Annotated in this window: 12 protein-coding genes, 2 tRNA genes and 1 pseudogene; 13 read left to right on the forward strand and 2 right to left on the reverse strand. The window is 61.8% G+C overall.

Annotated features, from left to right (window positions below):
- Positions 1-3: 3 nt before the first annotated feature.
- The 11 genes and pseudogenes from BT116_RS03645 to BT116_RS31740 all read left to right on the forward strand — a co-directional run bounded on the left by BT116_RS03645 (position 4) and on the right by BT116_RS31740 (position 13193).
- Complete coding sequence (locus BT116_RS03645; protein ID WP_072340132.1) at positions 4-1434, forward strand: N-acetylmuramoyl-L-alanine amidase; 1431 nt, start codon at positions 4-6, stop codon at positions 1432-1434.
- The gene (gene mutL, locus BT116_RS03650; protein ID WP_072340134.1) at positions 1431-3344 is read left to right on the forward strand and encodes a DNA mismatch repair endonuclease MutL; all 1914 of its coding nucleotides are present in this window, start codon (positions 1431-1433) and stop codon (positions 3342-3344) included. Before BT116_RS03645 ends, mutL begins: the two co-directional genes overlap by 4 nt.
- Positions 3344-4315, forward strand: coding sequence for a tRNA (adenosine(37)-N6)-dimethylallyltransferase MiaA (miaA, locus tag BT116_RS03655; protein WP_072340136.1), 972 nt, complete (start codon positions 3344-3346; stop codon positions 4313-4315). The genes mutL and miaA overlap by 1 nt, the downstream gene beginning before the upstream one ends.
- Positions 4316-4406: 91 nt before the next feature.
- Positions 4407-4667: an RNA chaperone Hfq gene (hfq, locus tag BT116_RS03660; RefSeq protein WP_003186419.1), complete on the forward strand. Its 261-nt coding sequence runs from the start codon at positions 4407-4409 to the stop codon at positions 4665-4667.
- 12 nt (positions 4668-4679) lie between these two features.
- Positions 4680-5981, forward strand: a complete 1302-nt coding sequence (gene hflX / locus BT116_RS03665; protein ID WP_003197227.1) for a ribosome rescue GTPase HflX — start codon at positions 4680-4682, stop codon at positions 5979-5981.
- An 85-nt stretch (positions 5982-6066) separates the two neighbouring features.
- Positions 6067-7239, forward strand: a complete 1173-nt coding sequence (hflK, locus tag BT116_RS03670; protein ID WP_072340138.1) for an FtsH protease activity modulator HflK — start codon at positions 6067-6069, stop codon at positions 7237-7239.
- The gene (gene hflC, locus BT116_RS03675; protein WP_003197230.1) at positions 7239-8108 is read left to right on the forward strand and encodes a protease modulator HflC; all 870 of its coding nucleotides are present in this window, start codon (positions 7239-7241) and stop codon (positions 8106-8108) included. The genes hflK and hflC overlap by 1 nt, the downstream gene beginning before the upstream one ends.
- Positions 8109-8572: 464 nt before the next feature.
- Positions 8573-9760 carry an ATP phosphoribosyltransferase regulatory subunit gene (locus tag BT116_RS03680; protein WP_072340140.1) on the forward strand — a complete coding sequence of 396 codons (1188 nt, stop codon included), beginning with the start codon at positions 8573-8575 and terminating at the stop codon, positions 9758-9760.
- A gap of 54 nt (positions 9761-9814) precedes the next feature.
- Positions 9815-11107, forward strand: coding sequence for an adenylosuccinate synthase (locus BT116_RS03685; protein ID WP_072340143.1), 1293 nt, complete (start codon positions 9815-9817; stop codon positions 11105-11107).
- A gap of 967 nt (positions 11108-12074) precedes the next feature.
- Positions 12075-12335 (forward strand): annotated as a pseudogene (locus BT116_RS31735) (HAMP domain-containing protein); the annotation flags it as partial.
- Between the two features lie 108 nt (positions 12336-12443).
- On the forward strand, positions 12444-13193 hold the full coding sequence (locus BT116_RS31740) for a methyl-accepting chemotaxis protein (protein WP_371914350.1): 750 nt from the start codon (positions 12444-12446) through the stop codon (positions 13191-13193).
- A 190-nt stretch (positions 13194-13383) separates the two neighbouring features.
- Here BT116_RS31740 and BT116_RS03695 read toward each other — a convergent pair.
- Positions 13384-13470, reverse strand: a tRNA-Leu gene (locus BT116_RS03695).
- A gap of 176 nt (positions 13471-13646) precedes the next feature.
- Positions 13647-13733, reverse strand: a tRNA-Leu gene (locus BT116_RS03700).
- Positions 13734-13959: 226 nt separating this feature from the next.
- On the opposite strand from BT116_RS03700, the gene rnr reads away from it, so the two are divergent.
- Positions 13960-16590, forward strand: a complete 2631-nt coding sequence (gene rnr / locus BT116_RS03705) for a ribonuclease R (protein ID WP_072340147.1) — start codon at positions 13960-13962, stop codon at positions 16588-16590.
- A complete protein-coding gene (gene rlmB, locus BT116_RS03710) occupies positions 16587-17348 on the forward strand; it encodes a 23S rRNA (guanosine(2251)-2'-O)-methyltransferase RlmB (RefSeq protein ID WP_072340149.1) in 762 nt (253 codons plus the stop codon). Before rnr ends, rlmB begins: the two co-directional genes overlap by 4 nt.
- Positions 17349-17518 lie beyond the last annotated feature (170 nt).

The following is a 17518-nucleotide window of genomic DNA, read 5'->3' on the forward strand; positions in this document are numbered from 1 at the left end:
TTGATGATGGGGTTTGGTATGCGCTTTCGCGCGGTGGTTGCTGTCGTAGGACTGTTGCTTACGGCACTGGCCGTCGATGCTGTGGCCGAGACAAAGGTCAACAGCGTTCGCCTCTGGCGGGCGCCGGACAACACACGGCTGGTGTTCGACCTGACGGGCCCGGTGCAGCACAGCGTATTCACCCTGACCGCCCCGGATCGCCTGGTGATTGACATCAACGGCGCGTCCCTGGGCGCGCCATTGAACGTGGCGACCGCCAACACGCCGATTACCGCGATGCGTTCGGCCCAGCGTACGCCGACCGACCTGCGGGTGGTCATCGACCTGAAAAAAGCCGTGACCCCGAAAAGCTTCACCCTGGCCCCCAACGCCCAATACGGCAACCGGCTGGTGGTGGACCTGTTCGACAACCCGGCCGATGCGGCGCCACCTCCGCCGCCGCCGACCAATGTCGCCACGGTACCGGCGGTGCCGGTGACCCCGACCGAACCTGCGCTCAAGCTGCCGCCGGCCCCGGCTGGCAAGCGCGACATCATCGTGGTGATCGACGCCGGTCACGGCGGCGAAGACCCAGGCGCCTCAGGCTCGCGCGGGCAGCGTGAAAAAGACGTGGTGCTGTCCATCGCCCGCGAATTGCAACGCCAGGTCAACGGCATGAAAGGCTTCCGCGCCGAACTGACCCGTACCGGCGACTACTTCATTCCCTTGCGTGGGCGTACCGAGATCGCCCGCAAGAAAGGTGCCGACCTGTTCGTCTCCATCCACGCCGACGCCGCGCCTTCGGCGGCAGCGTTCGGGGCCTCGGTGTTTGCCCTGTCCGACCGCGGTGCCACGTCCGAGACTGCCCGTTGGCTGGCCGACAGCGAAAACCGTTCCGACCTGATCGGCGGTGCCGGCAACGTCAGCCTCGACGACAAGGACCGGATGCTCGCCGGTGTGTTGCTCGATTTGTCGATGACCGCCTCGCTGACCTCCAGCCTGAACGTCGGCCAGAAAGTCCTGAGCAACATCGGTCGGGTCACGCCGCTGCACAAGCAGCGCGTCGAGCAGGCTGGATTCATGGTGCTCAAGTCGCCGGACATCCCGTCGATCCTGGTGGAGACCGGGTTTATCTCCAACGCCAACGAAGCCTCCAAGCTGTCGTCCGCCAACCATCAGCAGGCGCTGGCCCGTTCCATCAGCAGCGGCGTGCGGCAGTTCTTCCAGCAGAACCCACCGCCAGGCACCTACATCGCCTGGTTGCGCGACTCGGGCAAGATTGCCCAAGGCCCGCGGGACCATCGGGTCAGCCCCGGCGAAACCCTGGCGATGATCGCTGTGCGCTATCAGGTGTCACCCGCCATCTTGCGCAGTGCCAACAATCTCAAGAGCGATGAGCTCAAGATTGGCCAGACCCTGACCATTCCCGGCAATGAAGTGGCGGTCCAGCAATGAGTGATGGAGTGATCGGCAGCAACGCGCGCATTGAACTGCTCAGCCCGCGGCTGGCGAACCAGATCGCCGCTGGCGAAGTGGTCGAGCGGCCGGCGTCTGTGATCAAGGAGTTGCTGGAAAACAGCCTCGACTCCGGGGCCAAACGCATCGATGTGGACGTCGAGCAGGGTGGCGTCAAGTTGTTGCGAGTGCGTGATGACGGTGGCGGTATTTCTGCCGACGACCTGCCGCTGGCCCTGGCGCGGCATGCCACCAGCAAGATTCGCGACCTGGAAGACCTCGAACGGGTCATGAGCCTGGGGTTTCGGGGCGAGGCGCTGGCATCCATCAGTTCGGTGTCGCGCCTGACCCTTACCTCCCGCACCCGCGACGCCGAGCAGGCCTGGCAGGTAGAGACCGAAGGGCGGGACATGGCCTCCCGCGTGCAGCCTGCGGCCCATCCGGTGGGCACCTCGGTGGAAGTGCGCGACTTGTTCTTCAACACGCCGGCCCGGCGCAAGTTCCTCAAGGCCGAGAAGACTGAATTCGATCATCTGCAAGAAGTCATCAAGCGCCTGGCCCTGGCGCGCTTTGATGTGGCGTTTCATTTGCGCCACAACGGCAAGACCATCCTCAGCCTGCACGAGGCCCACGATGATGCGGCCCGCGCCCGACGTGTCGGCGCGGTGTGCGGCGCAGGTTTCCTGGAGCAGGCCTTGCCCATCGAGGTGGAGCGCAACGGCCTGCACCTGTGGGGGTGGGTCGGCTTGCCAACGTTCTCCCGCAGCCAGGCGGACTTGCAGTACTTCTACGTGAACGGCCGGGCGGTGCGCGACAAACTGGTGGCCCATGCGGTGCGCCAGGCTTATCGCGATGTGCTGTTCAATGGCCGGCATCCGACCTTCGTGCTGTTTTTCGAAGTCGATCCGGCCGTGGTTGACGTCAACGTGCACCCGACCAAGCATGAAGTACGTTTCCGTGACGGGCGCATGGTCCACGATTTCCTCTACGGCACCTTGCACCGCGCCTTGGGCGATGTGCGTCCGGAAGATCAACTGGCGGCTCCGGCGGCAGTGGCTGGCATGGTCCGGCCAACGGGACTGGAAGCCGGCGAATTCGGCCCCCAGGGCGAGATGCGCCTGGCGGCCAACGCTCTGCTGGAGCAACCCCAGCCTCAGCCGGGCTACAACACGGCCGGGAGCGGTACCGGCAGCGGCTATCAATATCAATACACTCCGCGCCCGCAATCCAGCGTGCCGGCAGCCGAGGCCCAGGCGGCCTATCGCGAGTTCTTCAAACCCTTGCCGGAAGCCGGAGCGGCGGCGATGCCCGACGGCCAAGGCGATATCCCGCCGCTGGGCTATGCTCTGGCGCAACTCAAAGGCATTTATATCCTCTCGGAAAATGCCCAGGGCCTGGTCCTGGTGGACATGCACGCCGCCCATGAGCGGATCATGTACGAGCGACTGAAAATCGCCATGGCCAGCGAGGGCTTGAGCGGCCAGCCGCTGTTGGTGCCCGAGTCCCTGGCCGTCAGCCAGCGCGAAGCCGATTGCGCCGAAGAACATGTGGCCTGGTTCCAGCGCCTGGGTTTCGAATTGCAGCGCCTGGGGCCTGAAACCCTGGCGATCCGTCAGATCCCGGCCTTGTTGAAACAGGCCGAGGCCAATCGCCTGGTCAGCGACGTACTGGCGGACTTGATGGAATACGGCACCAGCGACCGCATCCAGGCGCACCTGAACGAACTGCTCGGCACCATGGCCTGCCACGGCGCGATCCGCGCCAACCGGCGCCTGGCCCTGCCGGAAATGAACGGCCTGCTGCGGGACATGGAAAACACCGAGCGCAGCGGTCAATGCAACCATGGCCGGCCGACCTGGACCCAATTGGGCCTGGACGACCTGGACAAACTGTTCCTGCGCGGTCGTTGATGAGCCAGTTGCCACCCGCGATTTTCCTGATGGGGCCGACCGCCGCCGGCAAGACCGACCTGGCCATCGAGTTGACCAAAGTCCTGCCCTGCGAGTTGATCAGTGTCGATTCGGCCCTGGTCTACCGGGGCATGGACATCGGCACCGCCAAGCCGTCGAAGGAACTGCTGGCCGAGTTTCCCCATCGCCTGATCGACATCCTCGACCCGGCCGAGGCGTATTCGGCGGCCGATTTCCGTCGTGACGCGCTCCAGGCCATGGCCGAGATCACCGCGCGGGGCAAGATTCCGCTGCTGGTGGGTGGCACAATGCTGTATTACAAGGCCTTGGTCGATGGGTTGGCGGACATGCCGGCCGCCGATCCCGAGGTGCGCGCGCAGATTGAAGAAGAGGCCGCGCGCCTTGGCTGGCAAGCCCTGCACGAGCAGTTGGCGGTCATCGACCCGGAATCGGCGGCGCGTATTCACCCCAATGACCCGCAGCGCCTCAGTCGGGCCCTGGAGGTTTATCGGGTCAGCGGCCAGAGCATGACGGCCCTGCGCCAGCGACAATCTGCGCAAAGTACTGAAGCAGCCGCTTCGGGACTGCAACAATTGCCCTATACTGTCGCGAATCTGGCCATCGCTCCGGCGAACCGGCAAGTGCTGCATCGGCGAATTGAACAAAGATTCACATTAATGTTGGAACAGGGGTTCATAGACGAGGTCGTAGCCCTGCGTGAGCGAAGTGACCTGCATGCCGGGTTGCCGTCTATACGTGCGGTAGGTTATCGACAAGTCTGGGATTACCTGGACGGCAAGCTGACGTCAGCCGAGATGCAGGAGCGTGGGATCATTGCCACGCGCCAATTGGCGAAACGCCAGTTCACCTGGCTGCGCAGCTGGACTGACTTGCATTGGCTCGACAGTCTCGATTGCGACAATCTGCCACGCGCCTTGAAATACCTCGGGACCATCTCCATATTGAGCTGAGTCCTTGCAATTGCCGTCTATCCTTGGGGGTGTGACGGCCCAAGCCATCTGATTCCGATTTTTATTATTGATCCTTAAAGGAGTGCGGCACATGTCAAAAGGGCATTCGCTACAAGACCCTTACTTGAACACTTTACGTAAAGAGAAAGTTGGGGTGTCCATCTATCTGGTCAACGGGATCAAACTGCAAGGCACGATCGAGTCTTTCGACCAGTTCGTCATCCTTCTGAAAAACACCGTCAGCCAAATGGTCTACAAGCACGCGATCTCGACAGTCGTGCCAGTTCGTCCAATTCGTCTGCCTAGCGCAACCGAATCCGAAGGCGGTGACGCTGAACCGGGTAACGCCTGATAGGAGCCTCCTTTGTTCTTTGAGCGCCACGGTGGTGGTGAACGGGCCATTCTCGTTCACTTGGATGGACAGGACCCTGAGGCGCGCGAAGATCCGCAGGAGTTTCAGGAATTGGCACTTTCGGCCGGCGCCGAGACCGTCGCGTTTTTCAACGTGCCGCGTCATCGGCCAACCGCCAAGTTCCTGATCGGCAGTGGCAAGGTCGAGGAGTTGCGCGACCTGGTCAAGGCCGAACAGGTCGACCTGGTGATTTTCAATCACATCCTCACACCCAGTCAGGAGCGTAACCTCGAACGTGTCTTCGAGTGTCGCGTGATCGACCGTACGGGGCTGATTCTCGATATTTTCGCCCAGCGCGCCCGTACCCATGAAGGCAAGCTGCAGGTCGAACTGGCCCAGCTTGAGCACATGAGTACGCGGCTGGTTCGCGGTTGGACTCACCTTGAGCGGCAGAAAGGCGGTATCGGCCTGCGCGGCCCGGGTGAAACCCAGTTGGAAACCGACCGGCGCCTGTTGCGGGTGCGCCTGCGCCAGATCAAGGGGCGGTTGGAAAAGGTCCGCAGCCAGCGCGAGCAGTCGCGACGCGGCCGCAAGCGCGCGGATATCCCGACGGTTTCACTGGTGGGTTATACCAACGCCGGCAAATCGACCTTGTTCAATAACGTTACCCAATCCGACGTCTACGCCGCCGACCAACTGTTCGCCACGCTCGACCCGACCCTGCGTCGGCTCGACCTGGACGACCTCGGGCCGATCGTGCTGGCCGACACCGTGGGCTTCATCCGTCACCTGCCGCATAAACTGGTCGAGGCTTTCCGGGCTACGCTCGAAGAGTCGAGCAACTCCGACCTGCTGCTGCACGTGATCGATGCCGCCGAACCGGACCGGATGCTGCAGATCGAGCAGGTGATGGTGGTGCTGGGCGAGATCGGGGCCCAGGACTTGCCGATCCTGGAGGTATACAACAAACTCGATTTGCTCGAAGGCGTGGAGCCGCAGATCCAGCGCGATGCCGACGGCAAGCCGCAACGGGTCTGGCTGTCGGCCCGTGATGGCACCGGCCTGGACCTGCTCAAACAGGCTGTGGCCGAGCTGTTGGGCAACGATCTGTTTGTTGGCACCCTGAAGTTGCCGCAACGTTTCGCCCGGCTGCGAGCCCAGTTCTTTGAGCTGGGGGCCGTGCAAAAAGAAGAACACGACGACGAAGGCGTCTGCCTGCTGGCTGTTCGCCTGCCTCGGGCGGAGCTCAATCGGCTGGTCAGCCGCGAAGGGCTGCAACCGATGGAATTCATCGAGCAACACACTTTGCAATAAAAGCCTGAGAAAGCTGTGTCAGGCATTCTGTAGCATTGGTCGGCGCGCCGTGGGTGCGTCTTTGCTTTATCAGATGGAGAGCGCTATGGCTTGGAATGAGCCGGGTGGCAACTCGAATAATCAGGATCCTTGGGGTGGCAAGCGTCGTAACAACGGCGACCGCAAGGGGCCGCCGGATCTCGACGAGGCCTTCCGAAAGCTGCAGGAAAGCCTGAACGGTTTGTTCGGTGGTGGTAAAAAACGCGGTGACGATGGCGGTGGCCGTCCGGGCAAGGGCGGCGGTTTCGGCCTGCTCGGCATCGGTCTCGTCGTGCTGGCGGCTGTCTGGCTGTACAGCGCGGTCTATGTCGTGGACGAGCAGGAGCAGGCCGTGGTGCTGCGCTTCGGCAAGTACTACGAGACGGTTGGACCGGGCCTGAATATCTATTTCCCGCCGATCGACCAGAAGTATATGGAGAACGTCACGCGTGAGCGTGCGTACACCAAGCAGGGCCAGATGCTGACCGAAGACGAGAACATCGTCGAGGTGCCGCTGACCGTGCAATACAAGATCACCAACCTGCAGGACTTCGTACTGAACGTCGACCAGCCGGAAATCAGCCTGCAGCATGCGACCGAAAGTGCCTTGCGCCATGTGGTGGGTTCCACCGCCATGGACCAGGTGCTGACCGAAGGGCGTGAGTTGATGGCCAGCGAAATCAAGGAGCGCCTGCAGCGGTTCCTCGATACCTATCGCACCGGTATCACCGTCACCCAGGTCAACGTCCAGAGCGCGGCAGCCCCGCGTGAGGTCCAGGAAGCCTTCGACGACGTGATCCGTGCCCGTGAAGACGAGCAGCGTTCGCGCAACCAGGCCGAAACCTATGCCAACGGCGTTGTGCCGGAAGCCCGTGGTCAGGCCCAGCGCATCATCGAGGATGCCAATGGTTACCGCGACGAAGTGATCTCCCGCGCCAAGGGTGAGGCTGATCGCTTCACCAAGCTGGTGGCCGAGTATCGCAAGGCTCCGGAAGTCACCCGTGAGCGTCTGTATCTGGACACCATGCAGGAAGTCTTCAGCAACACCAGCAAGGTCCTCGTGACCGGCAACAAGAACGGCCAGAGCAATCTGCTGTACCTGCCGCTGGACAAGATGGTCGAGAGCGGGCGCAACACCAGCACGCCGGCGACCAGTTCGGCGGCCGCCAGCAATGAAGCCAACGCTCGTGCGGCGGCGGACCTGCAGCAACAGCAAGCACGTACCAGGGAGAGTCGCTGATGAGCAATAAATCGCTGATCGCCCTTATTGTCGGTGTCGTCGTGGCGATCGCTGCCTGGAACTGCTTCTACATCGTGGCTCAGACCGAGCGCGCGGTGTTGCTGCAATTCGGTCGCGTGGTCCAGGCTGATGTCCAGCCGGGGCTGCATGTGAAGGTGCCGTACGTCAACAAGGTGCGCAAGTTCGACGGGCGCCTGATGACGCTGGATGCGCCGACGCAACGCTTCCTGACGCTGGAAAAGAAAGCCGTGATGGTGGATGCCTATGCCAAGTGGCGTGTGAAGGATGCCGAGCGCTTCTACACCGCGACCTCGGGCCTGAAGCAGATCGCCGACGAGCGTCTGTCCCGCCGTCTGGAATCGGGTCTGCGTGACCAGTTCGGTAAGCGCACGCTGCATGAAGTCGTGTCCGGTGAGCGTGATGCGCTCATGGCCGATATCACGCGTTCGCTGAACACGATGGCGGAAAAAGAGCTGGGTATCGAAGTGGTCGATGTCCGGGTCAAGGCCATCGACCTGCCGAAGGAAGTGAACCGCAGCGTGTTCGAGCGCATGAGCACCGAGCGTGAGCGTGAAGCCCGGGAGCACCGCGCCAAGGGTAACGAGCTGGCCGAGGGCATCCGTGCCGACGCCGATCGCCAACGTCGCGTGCTGCTGGCCGAAGCCTATCGGGAATCGGAAGAGGTCCGGGGTGATGGTGATGCCCAGGCCGCTGCGATCTATTCCAAGGCCTATGGCCAGGATCAGGAGTTCTACGGCTTCTACCGTAGCCTGCGCGCTTACCGTGAAAGTTTTGCGAACAAATCCGACGTCATGGTCCTGGACCCAAGCAGTGACTTCTTCCGTTATCTGGAAAAGGCCAAGCCTTGATGCGACGTTGACCTGAGGCACTCCGCCCGGCGGCTAAAGCGTCGGGCGGGGTGATCCTTTGGGAAAACGTGTGTATGATGCGGCAGCCGGGAAATTCCCGGCTTTTTTGCGTCTGCACGTTTGATTGTGTTTTTGGTTGCAGGCGTCGGATTGAACGACTCGACAGGTTTTTCGAGGAAAGTGCTGGGCGAGGCTGGGGTGCTGCTCATTTAAGGCGTTGGATAGAAACCGTGGCGAGGGAGCTTGCTCCCGCTTGAGTGCGAAGCGCTCACAGCAATGGGGCCGCTTCGCAGCCCAGCGGGAGCAAGCTCCCCCGCCACAATGATTCAATCGCTCGTAGGTGAACGGCATGACGCCATTCGTCACGGCGCTCATGCGCGTGTTTTGCGCGTGGGCCAAGTATTTTCTGCTTCACTCAAGGCTTGCCCGAGGGCTGGCCGCCCGGACCATAGGGGAATGGCGTAATGGCAACGGTAGACCGCTGGCTGCTGCCAGATGGCATCGAAGAAGTACTGCCACCGGAGGCTGCGCGAATCGAAGTCGCGCGTCGGCAGGTGTTGGATCTGTTCCAGAGCTGGGGTTACGAGTTCGTCGTTACCCCGCATATCGAGTACCTGGAATCCCTGCTCACCGGTGCGGGCCAGGACCTGGACCTGCGCACCTTCAAGGTTATCGACCCGCAGTCGGGCCGGCAGATGGGCTTTCGTGCCGACATCACGCCGCAAGTGGCGCGCATCGACGCCCACACCCTGCGCCGTGAAGGTCCGAGCCGCCTGTGCTACGCCGGCAGTGTGCTGCATGCCCAGCCGCGTGCCTTGTCGTCTTCGCGCAGCCCGATCCAGCTGGGCGCCGAGTTGTATGGCGACGCCAGCCCGAGCAGCGACGTGGAAGTCATCAGCCTGATGTTGGCCATGCTGCAACTGGCTGACGTGCCGGATGTCCACATGGACCTGGGGCATGTTGGCATCTATCGCAGCCTGGCCCGGGCGGCCGGTTTGTCCGGCGAAGTGGAGCAACAACTGTTCGATGCCCTGCAACGCAAGGCCATCGACGAAGTCATCAGCCTGACCGAGGGCCTGCCGGCCGATCTGTCGGACATGCTGCGGGCGCTGGTGGGCCTGTGCGGCGGACGTGAAGTATTGGCCGCTGCCCGGGAACGCCTGGCTCACGCGCCGGCGCCTGTGTTGGCGGCGCTGGACGACTTGCTGGCGATTGCCGAGCGTCTGTCGGTGCGTTTCCCCGAGTTGCCGCTGTATTTCGACTTGGGTGAGTTGCGCGGTTATCACTACCACACGGGTGTCGTCTTTGCCGTGTTCGTCCCGGGCGTGGGCCAGTCCATCGCCCAGGGTGGCCGTTATGACGACATCGGTGCCGACTTTGGTCGTGCTCGTCCGGCGACCGGTTTCTCTACCGATTTGAAAACCCTGGTGACCCTGGGGCGTGCTGAAGTCGAGCTACCGTCTGGCGGTATCTGGATGCCTGACAGTACGGATGCGGCACTCTGGCAAGCGGTCTGCCAGTTGCGCAGTGAGGGTCAGCGTGTCGTCCAGGCTTTGCCTGGGCAGCCTTTGGCCGCCGCCCGTGAAGCGGACTGCGACCGGCAATTGATTCAGCAGAACGGGCTTTGGCAAGTATTGCCGCTGGCTTCTTGAGTTTTCCCGCCGGCTGCGGCCGGCACCAAGTTTGCGCGAATGAGGACAAGTGTTATGGGTAAGAATGTCGTAGTCCTGGGCACCCAGTGGGGTGATGAGGGCAAAGGCAAGATCGTTGATCTGCTGACCGAACATGCTGCCGCCGTAGTGCGCTACCAGGGTGGCCACAACGCAGGTCACACCTTGGTGATCGACGGTGAAAAAACCGTTCTGCACCTGATTCCGTCGGGCGTGCTGCGCGAAGGCGTGCAGTGCCTGATCGGCAACGGTGTGGTGGTCGCTCCCGACGCCTTGCTGCGGGAAATCGTCAAGCTGGAAGAAAAAGGCGTACCGGTGCGCGAGCGTCTGCGTATCAGCCCTTCCTGCCCGCTGATCCTGTCCTATCACGTTGCGCTGGACCAGGCCCGTGAGAAGGCCCGTGGCGAGCTGAAGATCGGCACCACCGGTCGCGGCATCGGCCCGGCCTACGAAGATAAAGTGGCCCGTCGAGGCCTGCGCATTGGTGACCTGTTCCACCGTGAGCGTTTCGCCGCCAAGCTGGGCGAGTTGCTGGACTACCACAACTTTGTCCTGGTCAATTACTACAAAGAGCCGGCCATCGACTTCCAGAAAACCCTGGACGAGTGCATGGAGTACGCCGAGCTGCTCAAGCCGATGATGCTCGACGTCACTGCCGAGCTGCACGAGCTGCGTCGCGCTGGCAAGGACATCATGTTCGAAGGTGCCCAGGGTTCGCTGCTGGACATCGACCACGGTACCTACCCGTACGTCACCAGCTCCAACACCACCGCCGGCGGCATCGCCACGGGTTCGGGTTTCGGTCCGATGTACCTGGACTACATCCTGGGTATCACCAAGGCTTACACCACGCGCGTGGGTTCGGGGCCGTTCCCGACTGAGCTGTTCGACGATGTCGGCGCCTTCCTGGCCAAGCGTGGCCACGAATTCGGCGCTACCACTGGCCGTGCCCGTCGTTGCGGTTGGTTCGATGCTGTCATCCTGCGTCGCGCCATCGACGTCAACAGCATCTCGGGCCTGTGCCTGACCAAGTTGGACGTGCTGGACGGCTTGGAAACCATCAACATCTGCGTGGGCTACAAGAACCAGGACGGCGCCGTCATCGACGCACCGACCGACGCCGACAGCTACATCGGCCTGGAGCCGGTGTACGAGCAGATGCCAGGCTGGACCGAATCGACCGTGGGCGCCAAGACCCTGGAAGAGCTGCCAGTGGCGGCCCGCAACTACATCAAGCGTGTCGAAGAGTTGGTCGGTGCGCCGATCGACATTATTTCGACGGGGCCGGACCGCAACGAAACCATCGTTCTGCGTCACCCGTTTGCCTGATAAGTCGTTGATGTCAAAAACAAAGGCCCCTCGTTTGGGGCCTTTGTCGTATCTGCCGGCCGAACGGCACGACCTTTGCTATGCACCCTTAACAATAAGTACTTCTTTGAAGTGCCATCAAATTAATGGCGTTTAGTCGAGGGATTCCCCTGTGTCGGCCGTTCTCTCACTGTTACAAAGCCGTCTGTTGCGGCCCGTCTTCGTTACGCTTGGTATCGCCCTTTTGGTGCAGGTGCTGGTGGCTGTCGCGCTGACACGAAGCACTGTCACCGCCCTGGAGGCCGATCTAGGCGCTCGGCTGGGGGGCGACAGTCAGAAATTGTCTGGCGAACTGGAGCAGGCCGGGCGCGAGGTCACCTCGAGCCTGGACAGTTTGTCTGCCAGCACCCGTCAGCGTCTCACTGCCGGTTTGTCCCCGCGGTTGAAGGACGAACAGGCGCAATTGCGGACGACGCTGGAGAAAACGCTCAAGGATTCCGCCAACGATATGGCGCAACTCCTGGCCTCGGTCGCGCCGCGCGCTATGTGGGACAGCGACATACCGACCCTTTCCGAATTCGCCCGCCGGGCCCAGCGCAACCCTAATGTGTTGTTCGTTATTTATGACGACGCCAGTGGTGAGCACCTGACCCGCTACCTGAACCGGGAAAACCCGATCAACAAGGCGCTGCTGGAAAAAGGCAAGGGTGAGCGGGCGTTGGACAAAGTGCTGGATGCGGCGAAGAGCGACCCCTCGGTGTATTACCTCGAAGCCTCGATCAGCCCCAACGGTGTAGAGATCGGCAAAGTATTGATGGGCGTTTCCACAGCTTCCGTTGAAGCTGACCTGAAGGCGTTGGACCAGCGCTTCTCGGCCTTGATCGCCAGCAGCGACCAGTTGGTCGGTGACAGCCTCAAGGGGGCGGCGGCCGACAGTGCCACCGCCATGCGCGGTCGCCTGGAGTCGGCCCAGGCCACCGCCACACAGATGCAGACCAACACTGCCAGCACCGTGCAGGAAGCTGCAGGCACCTTGCGCTGGCGCATCGGCCTGGGCCTGGCACTGGTGGGCTTCGGTGTGTTGGTGTTGCTGGCCGTGGTGCTGGGGCGTCGGGTGGTCAATCGCTTGAAGTTGCTGATCGTGGCCATGAACGACTTGGCGGCAGGCGAGGGTGACCTGACCAAGCGCGTGCAAATCAACAGCAAGGACGAAATCGGCGACATGGCCTCGGCGGTCAATCGCTTTGTGGATAAGTTGCAACCCATCGTACGCGAGGCGGGCGATGTGGCCCAGCGTACCGGTGTGGAAATCGGTGCGATGACCTTGCGTAACTCCGGTGCCGATGCGGCGGCCGGGATGCAGCGTGATGAGGTGGCCGAGAGCCTGCGTGCACTGTCGCAAATGGCGGATGAGGCTCAATCGGAAAGCCAGGCGATGCAGGCGGCTTTGCAGCAGGTTGTGGAGATCCGCCAGGCCACTGATGAAACTACCCGCACTTCGGCCAAGGTCGGCAGCTTGATCGAGGCGTTGGCCGAGCAGGTAGACACCGGCGCTAAAGTGATTGAGCGGCTGGCGCAGCAGAGCGAACAGATCGAAGTGGTGCTGACGGTGATCCACGGCATCGCCGAGCAGACTAACTTGTTGGCCTTGAATGCCGCCATCGAGGCGGCGCGGGCCGGGGAAACCGGGCGCGGGTTTGCCGTGGTGGCGGATGAGGTGCGGGCCCTGGCGAGCAAGACCCAAAGTTCAACGGGCGATATCCAGGCGCATATCGTGGCCTTGCAGCAGGGGGCTCGCGAGGCGGTGGCCGCTATCGGCCAGGCTGGGCGCCAGGCCAGCGAAGGCTTGGTGGTGCTACGAGACAGTGCGCGATTGCAGCAGTCGGTGCAGGCGTCCGTCGAGCAGGTGCATGCGGCTATCGGCCTGGCGACTCAGGCCGCGGCTCACCAGGCCCAGGGCGCGCAAGCGGTGCGCGGGCGCGTGGAAACCATCCACGCCCAGGCCGAGAAGGCGGCCCAGGCCGTGGTCGAGACCACCGCCAGCGGCAAGGTGCTCGACAGCCTGGCTGCGCAGTTGAAGGCAAGCCTGGGGCAGTTCCGGGCCTGATCTGGCGGCTGGGCTGGCCTCATCGCGAGCAGGCTTGCTCCCACAGCGGATCTCTGTTCACTGCGATCCTTGTGCGAGCTTGCTCGCGATAGCGATTTCAGCGACTCAGATATTTCCAGGGCCCAGAAACGCAAAAACCCGCTTTCGCGGGTTTCTGTGAAGTTCAAGGCCTTGACCTTGAAGCAAGAATTGGTGCCCAGAAGAAGACTCGAACTTCCACGACCTTGCGGTCACCAGCACCTGAAGCTGGCGTGTCTACCAATTTCACCATCTGGGCAGCATCTTCAGCGTTGCCGCTGTTGATGTGGCGCACTATACGGAGCGCATTTTGATCTGTAAACCCCTGTTTTTGTTTTAGTAATTGCCAAACGCAATTGCAGGAAGCAAAAATGCAAAAACCCGCTTTCGCGGGTTTTTGTTGAGCTGCCAGGCCACTGGCCTGTTGCTCGAAATTGGTGCCCAGAAGAAGACTCGAACTTCCACGACCTTGCGGTCACCAGCACCTGAAGCTGGCGTGTCTACCAATTTCACCATCTGGGCAATATCGACATCGTGTGTACGTCGTCGATGGCGCGCACTATACGGAGCGTCTTTTTAACTGTAAACCCCTCCTGAGAAAAAAACCGCTAAATTTCACGAGCGGTGCTTTTCCAGGCTTCCAAGGCGGGTCAAATGGCTTTAGAAAAGCGATCGGATGCTTGAAATTTCCCGTTTCATTAAGCCTATGCCAAACTAACCCGCATATAGACAAGGTGAAAACTCTCTAATGGCCGATTGGCAGTCCCTCGATCCCGAGGCCGCTCGTGAAGCGGAAAAATATGAAAACCCTATTCCTAGCCGCGAACTGATCCTGGCGCATCTCGCCGATCGGGGTTCGCCTGCTAGTCGCGAACAGTTGGTCGAAGAGTTCGGTCTGACCACCGAGGACCAACTCGAAGCCCTGCGCCGCCGTCTGCGCGCCATGGAGCGCGACGCTCAACTGATCTACACCCGGCGCGGCACCTATGCGCCGGTGGACAAGCTCGACCTGATCCTGGGCCGCATCGCCGGTCACCGTGACGGCTTCGGTTTCCTGATCCCGGACGACGGCAGTGACGACCTGTTCATGAGCCCGGCGCAAATGCGCCTGGTATTTGACGGCGACCGTGCCCTGGCCCGCGTTTCCGGCCTGGACCGTCGTGGCCGCCGTGAAGGCGTGATCGTCGAAGTGGTGTCCCGTGCCCATGAAAGCATCGTTGGCCGTTACTTCGAAGAAGGTGGTATCGGTTTTGTCGTGCCGGATAACCCGAAGGTCCAGCAGGAAGTGCTGATTACCCCGGGCCGTAATGGCGCCGCCAAGGTGGGTCAGTTCGTCGAGGTGAAAATCACCCACTGGCCAACGGCGCGCTTCCAGCCGCAGGGCGATATCGTTGAAGTGGTCGGCAACTACATGGCGCCGGGCATGGAGATCGACGTTGCGCTGCGCACCTACGACATTCCTCACGTCTGGCCCGAGGCCGTGCTCAAGGAAGCCGCCAAGCTCAAGCCGGAAGTTGAAGAGAAAGACAAAGAAAAACGCATCGACCTGCGTCATCTGCCGTTCGTCACCATCGATGGTGAAGACGCCCGCGACTTCGACGATGCGGTCTACTGCGAAGCCAGGCCTGGCAAGCTGCGCCTGTTCTCCGGCGGCTGGAAGTTGTTCGTCGCGATTGCCGACGTGTCCAGCTACGTGAAGATCGGTTCGGCCCTGGATAACGAAGCCCAGGTGCGCGGCAACTCCGTGTATTTCCCTGAGCGCGTGATCCCGATGCTGCCTGAGCAGCTTTCCAATGGGCTGTGCTCGCTGAATCCGAAAGTCGACCGTTTGGCCATGGTGTGCGAGATGACCATCTCCAAGACCGGCGAAATGACCGACTACCAGTTCTACGAAGCGGTGATCCACTCCCAGGCGCGCCTGACCTACAACAAGGTCAGCACCATCCTGGAAACGCCCAAGACCAGTGAAGCCAAGGCCTTGCGTGCCGAATACGCTGGCGTGGTGCCGCACCTCAAGCAGCTTTACTCGCTGTACAAGGTGTTGCTGGGTGCCCGTCATGTGCGTGGCGCGATCGATTTCGAGACCCAGGAAACCCGGATTGTCTTCGGTTCCGAGCGCAAGATCGCGGCAATCACCCCGACGACCCGTAACGATGCGCACAAGCTGATCGAAGAGTGCATGCTGGCCGCCAACGTGGCCACCGCCGAATTCCTCAAGAAGCACGAGATCCCTGCGTTGTACCGCGTGCACGACGGCCCGCCGCCGGAGCGTCTGGAAAAACTGCGGGCCTTCCTCGGCGAGCTCGGCCTGTCCCTGCACAAAGGCAAGGACGGCCCGACGCCGAAGGACTACCAGGCACTGCTGGCCAGCATCAAGGATCGTCCGGATTATCATGTGATCCAGACCGTGATGCTGCGCTCCCTGAGCCAGGCGGTGTACAGCGCCGACAACCAGGGCCACTTTGGTCTGAATTACGAGGCGTACACCCACTTCACCTCGCCGATTCGCCGTTACCCGGACCTGCTCACGCACCGCGCGATCCGCAGCGTGATCCATTCCAAGCAGAACACCCCGCACGTCAAGCGCGCCGGCGCCATGACCATTCCCAAGGCCCGGATCTATCCGTACGACGAAGCGGCCCTGGAACAGTTGGGCGAGCAGTGCTCCATGAGCGAGCGGCGCGCCGACGAAGCCACCCGCGACGTGGTGAACTGGCTCAAGTGCGAGTTCATGAAAGACCGCGTGGGCGAGTCGTTCCCAGGCGTGATCACAGCAGTGACAGGCTTTGGTTTGTTTGTCGAGCTGACCGACATCTACGTCGAGGGCTTGGTGCACGTTACCGCCTTGCCGGGTGATTACTATCACTTCGATCCTGTGCACCACCGCCTGGCGGGCGAGCGCACCGGTCGCAGCTTCCGTCTGGGTGACACCGTGGAAGTGCAGGTCATGCGCGTCGACCTCGATGAGCGCAAGATCGACTTCGGAATGTCTGACAAACCCGCCGAAGCACCGACTGGCCGTAAAAAACGTGGCAACGAGACCGCCGCGCCTGCGACCAAAGGCAAAGGTGCTCCTGCAAAAACCGCAGAGCCTGAGCCAGCCAAGGCCGGTCGCCGTTCGTCTGTCAAGGACAAGGCTCCCGAAGCCTACCGCTCCAGCGACGCTGCGGCGAAAAATGCCGAGTTGCGCAAGAGCCGCGAGTTGAAGCAGCAGTTGCTCAACGAAGCCAAAAGCGGTGGTAAAGCGGCTTCCGGGGGCAAGTCCCACGGGGCGGAAAAGCCGTCGAGCAAACCGAGTAAACACCGTAAAGGCCCGCCAAAAGCGGGTTCGGCCCCTGCGAAAAGCGGCGGGTCGCGCAAACCTAAGGCCAAGTCATGAGTCTGGAAAAAATCTACGGCGTGCACGCCGTAGAAGCACTGCTGCGTCACCACCCTAAACGTGTCAAGCAAGTGTGGTTGGCGGAAGGTCGCAGCGAGCCGCGTGTGCAAGCGCTGGTCGAACTGGCCAGCCAAAACAAGGTTGCCATTGGCCAGGCCGAGCGTCGCGAAATGGACGTGTGGGTCGAAGGCGTTCACCAGGGTGTGGTGGCGGACGTAAGCCCCAGCCAGGTCTGGGGCGAGGCGATGCTCGACGAACTGCTCGATCGCACCGAAGGCGCACCCCTGCTGCTGGTGCTGGACGGCGTGACCGACCCGCATAACCTCGGCGCTTGCCTGCGTTCGGCAGATGCGGCGGGTGCGTTGGCGGTCATCGTGCCTAAAGACAAGTCGGCAACCTTGACGCCGGCTGTGCGCAAGGTCGCCTGCGGCGCGGCGGAAGTGATTCCGCTGGTGGCGGTGACCAACCTGGCGCGCACCCTGGAAAAACTCCAGCAGCGCGGCTTGTGGGTGGTTGGCACGGCGGGTGAAGCCGAGGTCAGCATTTATGACCAGGACCTGACGGGCCCGACGATCCTGATCATGGGCGCCGAGGGCAAGGGCATGCGCCGCCTGACCCGCGAGCACTGCGACTACCTGGTCAAGCTGCCGATGGCGGGCAGCGTCAGCAGCCTCAACGTTTCGGTTGCGACCGGTGTGTGCCTGTTCGAGGCGCTGCGCCAGCGTAGTGTTAAAGTGGCCTCTTCGCGCAAGCTATAAGCTTCAAGCGGCAAGGTAGAGCGCGATAGCGTTTATAGCTTGCCGCTTGTCGCTCGCTGCTTGCAGCTGTTCAATTGCCTTGCACCTCCCTCGACCCTTCTCTACAATTGCGCCCCTTGCTGTGATGGCAGGCACTTATGTGTCTAGCGTCCACAAGTCCATAAGTGTCA

Source organism: Pseudomonas sp. NFACC16-2, assembly GCF_900119205.1.
Classification (GTDB): domain Bacteria; phylum Pseudomonadota; class Gammaproteobacteria; order Pseudomonadales; family Pseudomonadaceae; genus Aquipseudomonas; species Aquipseudomonas fluorescens_Q.

Bases quoted from the DNA above. Each gene is read 5' to 3' on its own strand.
- hflC (WP_003197230.1), top strand. From the start codon at position 7,239: ATGAGCAATAAATCGCTGATCGCCCTTATTGTCGGTGTCGTCGTGGCG.
- BT116_RS03645 (WP_072340132.1), top strand. From the start codon at position 4: ATGATGGGGTTTGGTATGCGCTTTCGCGCGGTGGTTGCTGTCGTAGGA.
- hfq (WP_003186419.1), top strand. From the start codon at position 4,407: ATGTCAAAAGGGCATTCGCTACAAGACCCTTACTTGAACACTTTACGT.
- miaA (WP_072340136.1), top strand. From the start codon at position 3,344: ATGAGCCAGTTGCCACCCGCGATTTTCCTGATGGGGCCGACCGCCGCC.
- rlmB (WP_072340149.1), top strand. From the start codon at position 16,587: ATGAGTCTGGAAAAAATCTACGGCGTGCACGCCGTAGAAGCACTGCTG.
- mutL (WP_072340134.1), top strand. From the start codon at position 1,431: ATGAGTGATGGAGTGATCGGCAGCAACGCGCGCATTGAACTGCTCAGC.
- hflK (WP_072340138.1), top strand. From the start codon at position 6,067: ATGGCTTGGAATGAGCCGGGTGGCAACTCGAATAATCAGGATCCTTGG.
- BT116_RS03685 (WP_072340143.1), top strand. From the start codon at position 9,815: ATGGGTAAGAATGTCGTAGTCCTGGGCACCCAGTGGGGTGATGAGGGC.
- rnr (WP_072340147.1), top strand. From the start codon at position 13,960: ATGGCCGATTGGCAGTCCCTCGATCCCGAGGCCGCTCGTGAAGCGGAA.
- BT116_RS03680 (WP_072340140.1), top strand. From the start codon at position 8,573: ATGGCAACGGTAGACCGCTGGCTGCTGCCAGATGGCATCGAAGAAGTA.
- BT116_RS31740 (WP_371914350.1), top strand. From the start codon at position 12,444: ATGCAGCGTGATGAGGTGGCCGAGAGCCTGCGTGCACTGTCGCAAATG.